The organism is Cryobacterium sp. TMT3-29-2, assembly GCF_004564305.1.
GTDB lineage: Bacteria > Actinomycetota > Actinomycetes > Actinomycetales > Microbacteriaceae > Cryobacterium > Cryobacterium sinapicolor.
Genome location: NZ_SOGK01000135.1, coordinates 48597 through 58793, shown reverse-complemented (window position 1 = coordinate 58793; position 10197 = coordinate 48597). Strand labels below are relative to the sequence as shown.

Genomic DNA, 10197 nt, shown 5'->3' with positions numbered 1-10197 from the left:
GCCGCGCCCACCGCCGCGCCGCGCCCACCGCCGCGCCGGCACCCGTCCCCGCCGCGAGCCCCGACCCCTGGGTGAACCAATTCGACGGAGATTTTGTTGCCAGACGGCGATTCTCGGCGATTTCGGGGCTGAACCGGCAAAATCCCCGTCGAATTCGTTCGAGCGGCTGCGGCGGGCACGGCCAGGCAGCGCTCGGCCAGGCAGAACACGGCCAGGCAGCGCTCGGCCAGGCAGCGCTCGGCAGGGCAGCACAATGCCGCGCCCGGCACACAGCCGAGCGCGACTCCCGCCGACCCCCGCGCCGCAGCCCGGCTACATCGGGCCGGCGCGCTGCGACATCCAAGCGTACGGATCCGTCGGGGTGATCCCGTCGATCAGGATCTCGAAATGCAGGTGCGGGCCGGTGCTCTGGCCGGTGCTGCCCACGTTGCCCAGGTGCGTGCCTACGCCCACGGACTCTCCCGCGGAGACCTGCAGCGAGCCGGCCTGGAAGTGCGCATAGACGCTGCTGACGAGCTGTCCGTCGACGGTGTGGTCGACGATCGCGTAGACGCCGAAGCCGCCGTTGTCCGTGGCCGAGACCTCACGCACGACGCCGTCCGCAACCGCCAGAGCAGGTGCACCCTCGCCGGGAAGCATATCGAGCCCCTTGTGGAACGTCGAGCAGCCCCCGCAGGGGGCATCGCGCGGACCATAGGGACCGGAGAGGCGAACCGAGCCCGGGAAGGGCCATTGAACGGCTGCATTAGCGGCGGCCGGAGCGGCCGCATCGTCGGCGGTCGGAACCGCAGCAGGGGCGGCAGGCACGGGCACGGGCTTCGGCGCATCGGTGACCGTGAAACCGTCGCGGTGCACGGTGGCGGTGGCCGCCGCACTCGGCACCAGGCCCTGTAGCGTCGTTTCGGCGGCGGAGGCATCGGAGGCGGCGGCAGCACGCGCGGTGGGATCGGGCGCGGCGACATTCGCTGAGGCCTCCGCGGAGGCCCGCACCGATGCTTCCAGGGCGGCCGGCGGCAGCCAGCTGTAGTCGTCGAGTTCCGATGCCTGCGCGGGAATGCCGAGGATCACCGTGAGCAGTCCGGCGAAAAGCATCGCGAAGCCGCCGGCGGCGGCCTGACTCGGGATCAGGGTGAATCTGGTGAGTCTGGGCAACCTGATGAGCCTAGGCGTCTGCATAGGCACCTTCCGCCGAAACGCGGCAGTCAAGGAACAGGGGAAAAATGGGCATGGTGAGAGCTTTCGTCGGCGCGGCTACGCGGTTCGGGTGAGGGGGAGCCGGAACCTCACTCAGACGGAGAATGCGCTCACAGCGCAGATAAAATCCCACGGGGAACGACGCTCCCTCAGAGGAAGTGCCAGGTGCGACGCACGACGTGGGGCTTCGCGCACAAGTTTTGAGGATAACTCGGTATCCTGAAAAAGCGCTGGGCTTACGCAGGTCGCTGACGGATTCCGGTCGGCTGCCCAGAATCGCCGCCACGGGCGATCGCCCAAAAGCTCAGCCTTACAGCCTAGCCCGCACGCGCAGCACCGCAAACTCAGCACAGCAAACTCGGAGCCGCAAACCCTGCGACGCAGAGCCGCACCCGCGGAGCCGCGAACTCAGAGCCCGAGCACCCGGTCCGCCAGCGATCCGAGAGCGCCGGGCACGAGCCGGTAGTAGGCCCAGGTTCCGCGTTTGTCGCGAGTCAGGATTCCGGCATCCACCAGAACTTTGAGGTGATGCGACACGGTGGGCTGACTGAGCCCGAGAGGCTCGGTCAGGTCACAGACGCAGGCCTCCAGATCGTCGTGCGCGGCGACCAGGGACACCAGGCGCAGCCGGGCCGGGTCGGCCACGGCTTTCAGCAGCCGGGCGAGCCGCTCCGCCTCATCGGCACCGATCGCCTCGCGCACCGTTGGGGCGCAGCAGGCAGCAGCAGCCGCGGCGGCGGCGGCATCCGCCACACCGACTGCGTCTACCGAAGCAGCCGAAACGGAGGCAAGCGCGGCATCCGCACCGACTGCGCCGACCATGACGGTCGGCGCCTCAGGCACTGCGCGGGTCTCAATGAACGGCATCTGAACAGTATCCCCCATAAATTGACATCCATCGATGTATTGGGGAAGACTCCCTATCGACACCACTGATGTTATGACCCACCCGCCGATTTTGCCTCACCCGCTCACGGAGCCAGATGCCCTTCCCCGAACCGACCGCCGCCCAGCCCGCCGCCCAGCCCGCCGCCCAGCTGACGCTCGGGCACACCACCGCCCCCGCGCCGGCGCGACTCGGGGCCGTCGACCGTCTCCTGCCGGTCTGGATCCTCGCGGCGATGGCCCTGGGGCTGCTGTTGGCGGTCGTCGCCCCCGGCGTCGGCGACCTGCTCGCGACGTTCACGGTCGGCTCGGTCAGCGTGCCCATCGCGATCGGGCTGCTGGTGATGATGTACCCGGTTCTGGCCAAGGTTCGCTACACGGATGCCCGCGCGGTCGCCCGCGACCGCCGCCTTCTGGTCTCATCGCTGGTGCTGAACTGGCTGCTGGGGCCCGCCCTGATGTTCGCCCTCGCCTGGATCTTCCTCCCGGACCTACCCGAGTACCGCACCGGGCTGATCATCGTGGGTCTCGCCCGCTGCATCGCAATGGTGCTGATCTGGAACGACCTGGCCTGCGGCGACCGCGAGGCCGCCGCGTTCCTGGTGGCGCTGAACTCCGTCTTCCAGGTCATCGCGTTCGCCGCGCTCGGCTGGTTCTACCTCCAGGTCCTCCCCGCCTGGCTCGGCCTGTCGACCACGAGCGCCGAGTTCTCGATCTGGGCGATCACCGTGAGCGTGCTCGTCTTCCTCGGCATCCCGCTGCTGGCCGGCTACCTGTCCCGCCGGGTCGGCGAGGCCACCCGCGGCCGCGACTGGTACGAGAGCCGGTTCCTGCCGAAAATCAGCCCGTTCGCCCTCTACGGGCTGCTGTTCACGATCGTGCTGCTCTTCGCCCTACAGGGCCGCCAGGTAATCGACCGCCCCTTCGACGTGGCCCTGATCGCCCTGCCGCTGCTGGTCTACTTCGTAGTCATGTTCGCCGCCGGATTCGCCACCGGCAAGCTCACCGGGCTCTCATACGAGCGCACCACGACCCTGGCGTTCACCGCCGCCGGCAACAACTTCGAGCTGGCGATCGCCGTGGCCATCGGCACCTTCGGCGCCACCAGCGGCCAGGCCCTGGCGGGCATCGTGGGCCCCCTGATCGAGGTGCCGGCGCTCGTCGCCCTCGTCTACGTGGCGCTGTGGCTGCGGCCGCGGCTGTTCCCGGGGGTCGCGCCGCGGGCATCCGTCACGGAAAGCACCGTCGACTCACTGCCCGATCCGGTTTAGTCTTTTTTCACCGAACTACCCTCACGTCCCCGAAAATGAAGAAGGAACCCCAGATCATGACCGAAAAGCCCACCGTTCTCTTCGTCTGCGTGCACAACGCGGGCCGCTCTCAGATGGCCGCCGGCTACATGACCGCCCTGTCCGAGGGCCGCGTCGAGGTCCTGTCCGCCGGCTCTGCTCCTAAGGACCAGATCAACCCCATCGCCATTGAGGCCATGAATGAGGAAGGCATCGACATCGCGAACAACGTGCCGAAGATCCTCACCACCGAGGCCGTCAAGGAGTCGGACGTAGTCATCACCATGGGTTGCGGCGACACCTGCCCGATCTTCCCCGGCAAGCGCTACGAGGACTGGGAACTCGCCGACCCGGCCGGCCAGGGCATCGAGTCCGTTCGCCCGATCCGCGACGAGATCAAGGCCCGCATCCAGGCCCTGCTCGCCGAGATCCTGCCCGTCCAGGCATAGGTCCGCCCCGTCATGAGCGATCTGAGCGCGCGCCGGTCCCTGCCGGGACTGGCCTTCCCCGAGGATTCGCTGCGACGGCTCGCCGCGGACCTCACCCAGCGGTTCTCGGGCATCTTCGGCGCCGAGACGATCGAGCGCTACGTGCTCGAGTCGTACACGTCACTGCTGCGCACGTCGACGGTCACGGCGTTCCTCGTGACCAACACGGGGCGCTATGCGACCGACCGCCTGACCGCGCTGGCCCAGGCCAAGGGAGCGATCGAAAAGGACGTCCCCGAAGTCCTGTTCGTGTGCGAGCAGAACGCGGGGCGGTCACAGATGGCGGCCGTACTCACTCAGGCCCTGTCCGGTGGCCGCGTGCACGTGCGTTCGGCCGGTTCGGCGCCGGCCAAGGGTCTGAACCCCACGGTGATGGCGGTGATGACCGAGCTCGGGCTCGACTTCCAGGAGGAGTTCCCGAAACCGTTGACGGATGACGTCGTGCAGGCCGCCGACGTCGTCGTCACCATGGGCTGCGGCGACGCCTGCCCGGTTTATCCGGGCAAGCTCTATCAGGACTGGGACCTGACCGACCCGGCCGGGCAGCCGATCGAGGAGGTACGTCGCATCCGCGACCAGATCCGGCACCGGGTCGAGGCCATGCTCACGACACTCGGAGTGGTCCCGCAGCCACTGCCGCTGCCGCTGCCCCTGCCCCTGCCCCAGTAGCCCGCGCAGCCCGCGCAGCCCGCCGCCCTAGCCTGCCCTTTCACGGCCGAGAGTCGCCGTTTCTGCCAAGAATCGCCCCGGCAACGGCGACTCTCGGCATCATTGGCGACTCTCGACGCGCCGAGTGCTTCGGCCCTACTTGCGCACCAGCTTCGCCACCGTGAACCCTCCGGCGGCGACCGTCACGGCGCCGGCCTTCGACGCCTTCTTGTCGACGGATGCGACGGGCCGGCCGACCGCGTCGAACGCCTGTTGCGCCAAGCGGTAGCCGCGCGGCACGACGACCGTGCGCACGCTCGTCTCGCTGGCCGCGCTGACGTACACCGTGGACTCCCCCGCAGGCCCGGTCACCGTGATCGTCGAGACCAACGGCTGGATCAGCAACGCGTCAACGGATGCCACCCCTCCGGCGACGCCGACGACCGCGGTGTCCGCCCCAGGCAGAGCCTGCTCGAGCGAGAGCGGGAACAGGCGTCCCGAGGCATCCGTGATGCCCTGCGCGCCCGCACCACCGTTGCTCGTGCTGCCCAGAGCCGACGTCGCGGACGACCAGGCCGTGGCGCCGGAGTCGCCCTCGCCCTGGTTCACGATCGGGAAGACATTGCGAGCCTGGTCGCTGGCGGGAACCGGAATGCTCAGGGAGTCGCCCGCATACAGCCTGACGTAGGCGCCGCCGGAGAGGTTGGCCTCGCCGGTCCAGGAGGACGGCGGCGTGACCACGGATCCGCTGCCCGTGATGGTGCCGGACTCGGCCTCGACGACGCTGAGCCCCACGGTGGAGAGGGTCTCGTCGATGCCGAGGGCCGTGGCCTTCAGCGTCGGATTCGCGTCCAGGGTGAGCATGGTCATCAAGGCGTGGATGGTGGACTCGGCGCCCGAGTTGGGGTTGATCCGGCCGTCGGTTTCGATGCCGTCGATGGCCGTGCCGGTGGCCGGGTCGTAAGCCGGGGCTCCGTTCGCGTTGGCGCCGAAGAACCAGCCGGCGGTCACGGCGGCCAGGTCGAGCAGGCCGGGGGCGTTCGCGGCCGCGGCGGTGGCGACCAGCCCCTGCACGCGGGAGTCGACGCCGTACGCGATCTGGGCCTCACCGGGGGTGGGGCTCCAGGCGTTGTCCGGTCCGCCGGCGGCCAGCAGTTGCGGGGTGAACTGGGCGGCGTCCGTGACGGCGGCGCCGAGCAGGTCGGAGCGGCCGAGCACCGTGGACGCGGTGGCGACGGCGGCCGGGGCCAGTCCGCCCCAGGCGTGCCACAGGGTCTGCGACTTGTTCCACGGCATGATCGCGCCGAAGGGCCACTCGGTGGCGGAGCCGGAGGACATCCCGGCGACCCCCTCGGTGAGCTGCGTCAGTGCGGTGCGCGCGGAGTCGTCGTCCGGAACGGCCGTGACGTAGGCGGCGAGGCCGAGCGCGGCCTCGGCCGAGGCATCCGCCCCGCCCGCGATGAGCCAGGCCGGCACGTTCACGCCGTCGGCCACGTCGAAGGTGCCGTACTGGCCGAGCGACTGGCGCTCGAGGGAGTCGAGGGAGAGGTGCAGGCGGTCCTGCAGGAACGCGGCGAACTCGGGGTCGGTGTCCTGGAAGGCGGCGAAGCCCTCGCCGAGGGCCCAGACCGTGCGCGCCACCCAGTAGGATTCGGCCGAGTCGCTCGGGTCGGGCAGTTCCACCGGGCTGGCGCTCGGGGTCAGGGTGCCGTCGGCCTGCTGCCAGAGCACGACGTTCCCGGCGTTCGGGCCGGTCGCGGTCTGCAGGTAGGTGAGGGAACGCAGGGTCTGCACGGCGTGCTCGCGGCTGGTCTCGTTGCCGGTCTGCTGCCAGTGCCGCAGGTAGACGACGGCGGTGCGGGCGATGTCGTCGGCGTTGTACGCACCCTGGCTCCAGTGCCCGGTCGCGGGGTCGAGCGACCCGCCGCCGACCCGGCCGTAGCTGCCGTCGGCCTTCTTGTCGGCGTAGGTCCACGGCGCCTGGGCGGTGGGCTGCGCGTCGATCTCGTAGGTGGTGTGCCCCTCCACAGCAGGCAGCGGCACGGTGTCAAGCAGGAACGTGAGGTGGGACAGGTTGGTCAGCGGTGCCGACGCCGCCAGGGCCGGGCTGCCGGCGGCGGCATCGGCCGCTCCACTGAATGCGCCGGGTGCGCCGGGTGGCGATGCCGCGGCGGTTATGGTGCCGGCTCCGAGCAGGAGCAGCGAGACCGCGGCGGTGAGGGCCACGGCTGTCAGAGATCGTGGACGGGGGGACGGTGAGCGAACAGCGTTGTACGTCATTTCTTCTCTCCTGGTTCAGCCTGAACCGGTTTGGTACAGCCAGCTAAACCGGTTAAGGCGCTCCAAGTCAAGGGGATCGACGCATTGCTCCCGTTCGGGCGGGAGGACCCCGCAACCATCGAGAGTCGCCGTTCACGCCGAGCATCGCCCGCGGAATGGGGACTCTCGGTGCAATCGGCGACCCTCGACGCGCGGGTGCAGGCTCGACTGCGCGCGGGTGCAGGCTCGACTGCGCGCGGGTGCAGGCTCGACTGCGCGCGATCGGCATTTACCGCGGTTCGCCAGGGCGACGGATGCCCGCGCAGCCGGTTCCCAGCGACCCAGCTTAACCTGAACGAATGACCGTCTCCCTGCAGCGCGATCTCGACAGTGCACGCGGCACTGCCCACCCGGCCCACCCGATCCGGCGCTTCCTGCGCCGGAGCCGCGCTTGGGTGGACCAGCATCCCCGCCTGCGGTGGCTCTACCGCGCCCTGGTCGGCCTGCTCGGTTCCACAGTCGCCGTGATCGGGCTCATCCTGGTGCCCCTGCCCGGGCCCGGCTGGCTGGTCGTCTTCCTCGGCATCGCGATTCTGGGCACGGAATTTCCCACCGCCCACCGCGTCGCGGTGGTCCTCAAGCGAATCCTGACTACGGTCTGGGCGTGGTGGCGTTCCCGCCGGGCGCGTGCGTCCGGAACGTCGACCGCTTCGGCTGGGTCCTGAGCTCGGTGCGCACCGAGCCGAGAATTCTGGTCACCGTCGCCAGATCTTCCGCACTGATCCGGTCGAACAGCATTTCCCGCACCAGCCGCACGTAACCGGGGATCCCCTCGGCCAGGCAGTCCCGGCCCGCCGGGGTGAGATGGGCCATCACTGACCGCTCGTCAGCGGCGGCCGGGCGGCGCTCGACCAGTCCGCGCTGCTCGAGCTGGCCGACCTGGTAGGTGAGGCCGCTGCGCGAAACCGTGAGCTCGTCGGCGATATCGGTCATGCGGCGCGCGGCATCCGCCCCTTCGCCGATGCGCGCCAGGATCTCGAACTGCGCCAGTGACAGGCCCACCGTGCCGCGCAATTCACGGTCGGCGGCGTACTGCACGGTGTTCGACGTCTCGAAGATCGCGGCCCACGCCTGCATCTCGGCGGGTGTGACCGCGGATTTGGGAATACTCATCAACCGTCCCTAGTTGTTTCGAATACGAAGCACTTCCTGGAGAGCTCACCCCAGTCTCCACCGCGACGCCCGAAAGAGGACACCATGAGCATGCCGACCACCACGAGCACCCCTGTCTACACTGCCTCCGCCACCTCTTGGGGCGGCCGCTCCGGCAAGGTCGTCACGAGCGACAACAAGCTCGAGTTGGACCTCTCCATCCCAGCCGAGATGGGTGGCGACAACGGCCCCGGAACCAACCCCGAGCAGCTCTTCGCCAGCGGCTGGGCCGCCTGCTTCCACAACGCCCTCAAGGGTGTCGCCCGCCAGCAGAAGCTCGATGTCGCCGACTCCGCCGTCACCCTGACCGTCAACCTCGTCGGCGGCATGGCCACCGGCTTCGACTTCGAGGTCACGATCGAGGCCCAGCTGCCCGGCGTCGACCCGGAGACCGCCCACGCTGCCCTCGAGGCAGCCCACCAGGTCTGCCCCTATTCGCGCGCCACCCGCGGGAACATCGCCGTCACCCTCGTCGTCACCGACAACGAGGAGTAACCGGTCGCCCCGGGCCGCGCTACGCGGCCCGGGGCGACCCGGCTCACGTGTTCGGGCGCACGACCAGCACCGGGCACTTCGCGTGCCGCACGCACTGCTCGCTCACGGAGCCCAGCAGCATTCCGCTGAGGCCGCCGCGGCCGCGGGACCCGACCACGAGCATCCGTGCGCCCCGGGACGCGTCGATCAGGGACTTCAGGGGGCTCGCATAGACGGCCCGGTATTCGACCTTCACGTCGGGGTGCTTGGCCACCTCGGCCATCACAGCCTCGCCGAGCTCCGTGCGCACCGCCTCGGCATAGTCCTCGATCGAGGAGACGTAGCCGAATTCCCAGTTGGCCGGGCGCGGAGCCGTGTCGATGGACCACGCACGCACCAGTACGACCGGCGCATGCAGTTGCTTGGCGAGGTCGAGCGCCACGGCCACGGCGTGATCGGCGTGACCCGATCCGTCGTGTCCGACGACGATGCTGTCGCTGGAAACGGGAGTCTGTTCTGGCTGTGTGTCAGGCATGCCCCCAAACTACTCCGGGGGCCCCGCGCCGGCCGGTCTGGGCCGTTGCGTGTCGGCCGCCGGCTCCCAGCACCTTCCCGCGCAGCCCCGGTAAAGTCTCCCCTATGACGGACCTGGGCACGCCGCGTCGCCGCATGATCGCACTGGCGATGATCGTCGCCCTGGCCCTGCTGGGCGGTGGACTGGCGCTGGCCGCGTCGGTGCAACCCACCGACGAGGCCACCGCACCGGCCCGCTTCGAACCCGGGGCGATCATCAGCGACTACAACTTCTACAACGCCGACTCCATGAACGAGAACGAGATCCAATCGTTCCTGGCGGACCGCTCCTGCATCCCCCGTGACGGCTCGCCGTGCCTGGCCGACTATGCGGAGAACACGATCTCCCAACCGCCGCATGGCGAGGGGCACTGCTCCGCGTACCCGGGGGGCCGCAACGAGTCGGCCGCCCGCATCATCGCGAAAGTGTCCGAGGCCTGCCTGATCAGCCCGAAGGTGCTGCTGGTGCTGCTGCAGAAGGAGCAGTCCCTGCTCACCCGGCCGAGCGCAGCCGGGTATCTGCGCGCCACCGGCTACGGCTGCCCCGACACGGCCGACTGCGACACTCAGTACTTCGGCTTCTTCAATCAGGTCTACCGCGCCGCCTGGCAGTTCCGGCAGTACACCCAGGAGCCCGAGCGGGCCTACAAGATCGGCACCGTGCGCGTGGCTTTCAATCCGGATGCGAGCTGCGGGGCAACAGGTGTGACCATCGAAAACCAGGCCACCGCGAACCTGTACAACTACACGCCGTACCAGCCCAACGAGGCAGCGCTGGATGGCCCGGCCTTCGACGGCGACGGATGCTCAACCCACGGCAACCTGAACTTCTGGCGGTTCTACAACCAGTGGTTCGGGGCGTCGGAGGCCGTGGGCTATCCCGCGGCGTTCAATTCGTGCCTGAACCTTGTCGGCGGCCAGCCCTGCCGCGAGCACGGGCTGCTGCCCACGCCCTGAGCGCCCCCGCGGTTCCAGGGTTTCTCCGCGCAGAGCGTAATCGGCCGGGGCGCCCCCGCCGCCGGATCTGGCCGACCGGCCGGATCCGACTCGTAGCCCGAGAGGCTCAGCCCCTGGTCAGGCGGCATTCCGCGCCGGAACTCCTGGGCGCAGGCCGACGGCAGTGCGCGGTGACACGCCCACCGGGAACCCGCGGGAATCCGTCGATTCCCAGACCG

11 protein-coding genes are annotated in these 10197 nt (G+C 69.5%); 6 read left to right on the top strand and 5 right to left on the bottom strand.

What is annotated here, in order from left to right; genetic code table 11:
* Positions 1-312: 312 nt before the first annotated feature.
* Together E3O67_RS15745 and E3O67_RS15740 are read right to left on the bottom strand one after the other, a co-directional pair.
* Entirely contained in the window at positions 313-1152 is an 840-nt protein-coding gene (locus E3O67_RS15745; protein ID WP_167726689.1) for a M23 family metallopeptidase, read from the bottom strand.
* Positions 1153-1602: 450 nt separating this feature from the next.
* Positions 1603-2016, bottom strand: a complete 414-nt coding sequence (locus E3O67_RS15740) for a helix-turn-helix transcriptional regulator (protein ID WP_135103137.1) — start codon at positions 2014-2016, stop codon at positions 1603-1605.
* A 161-nt stretch (positions 2017-2177) separates the two neighbouring features.
* Between E3O67_RS15740 and arsB the strand changes: the two genes are divergently transcribed.
* From arsB to E3O67_RS15725, 3 genes are read left to right on the top strand one after another with little or no spacing between them, the layout of a single operon-like run.
* On the top strand, positions 2178-3350 hold the full coding sequence (arsB, locus tag E3O67_RS15735) for an ACR3 family arsenite efflux transporter (RefSeq protein WP_135103133.1): 1173 nt from the start codon (positions 2178-2180) through the stop codon (positions 3348-3350).
* A gap of 56 nt (positions 3351-3406) precedes the next feature.
* Positions 3407-3817, top strand: a complete 411-nt coding sequence (locus tag E3O67_RS15730; RefSeq protein ID WP_134428628.1) for an arsenate reductase ArsC — start codon at positions 3407-3409, stop codon at positions 3815-3817.
* A 12-nt stretch (positions 3818-3829) separates the two neighbouring features.
* Positions 3830-4525 (top strand): arsenate reductase ArsC, encoded by a 696-nt coding sequence (locus E3O67_RS15725; RefSeq protein ID WP_135103132.1) that lies wholly within the window; start codon positions 3830-3832, stop codon positions 4523-4525.
* A 135-nt stretch (positions 4526-4660) separates the two neighbouring features.
* On the opposite strand, the gene E3O67_RS15720 is transcribed toward E3O67_RS15725, so the two are convergent.
* On the bottom strand, positions 4661-6784 hold the full coding sequence (locus E3O67_RS15720; protein WP_135103131.1) for a hypothetical protein: 2124 nt from the start codon (positions 6782-6784) through the stop codon (positions 4661-4663).
* Positions 6785-7122: 338 nt separating this feature from the next.
* On the opposite strand from E3O67_RS15720, the gene E3O67_RS15715 reads away from it, so the two are divergent.
* A complete protein-coding gene (locus E3O67_RS15715) occupies positions 7123-7488 on the top strand; it encodes a TIGR02611 family protein (RefSeq protein ID WP_134428555.1) in 366 nt (121 codons plus the stop codon).
* Here E3O67_RS15715 and E3O67_RS15710 read toward each other — a convergent pair.
* Positions 7415-7936 carry a MarR family winged helix-turn-helix transcriptional regulator gene (locus E3O67_RS15710; protein ID WP_135103130.1) on the bottom strand — a complete coding sequence of 174 codons (522 nt, stop codon included), beginning with the start codon at positions 7934-7936 and terminating at the stop codon, positions 7415-7417. The two genes, E3O67_RS15715 and E3O67_RS15710, sit on opposite strands and share 74 nt — an antisense overlap.
* 90 nt (positions 7937-8026) lie before the next feature.
* Between E3O67_RS15710 and E3O67_RS15705 the strand changes: the two genes are divergently transcribed.
* On the top strand, positions 8027-8470 hold the full coding sequence (locus E3O67_RS15705) for an organic hydroperoxide resistance protein (protein ID WP_134428630.1): 444 nt from the start codon (positions 8027-8029) through the stop codon (positions 8468-8470).
* A 43-nt stretch (positions 8471-8513) separates the two neighbouring features.
* On the opposite strand, the gene E3O67_RS15700 is transcribed toward E3O67_RS15705, so the two are convergent.
* The gene (locus E3O67_RS15700) at positions 8514-8984 is read right to left on the bottom strand and encodes a universal stress protein (protein WP_134428559.1); all 471 of its coding nucleotides are present in this window, start codon (positions 8982-8984) and stop codon (positions 8514-8516) included.
* Positions 8985-9088: 104 nt separating this feature from the next.
* On the opposite strand from E3O67_RS15700, the gene E3O67_RS15695 reads away from it, so the two are divergent.
* Positions 9089-9979, top strand: coding sequence for a hypothetical protein (locus tag E3O67_RS15695; protein WP_134428561.1), 891 nt, complete (start codon positions 9089-9091; stop codon positions 9977-9979).
* The last annotated feature ends 218 nt before the right edge of the window (positions 9980-10197 follow it).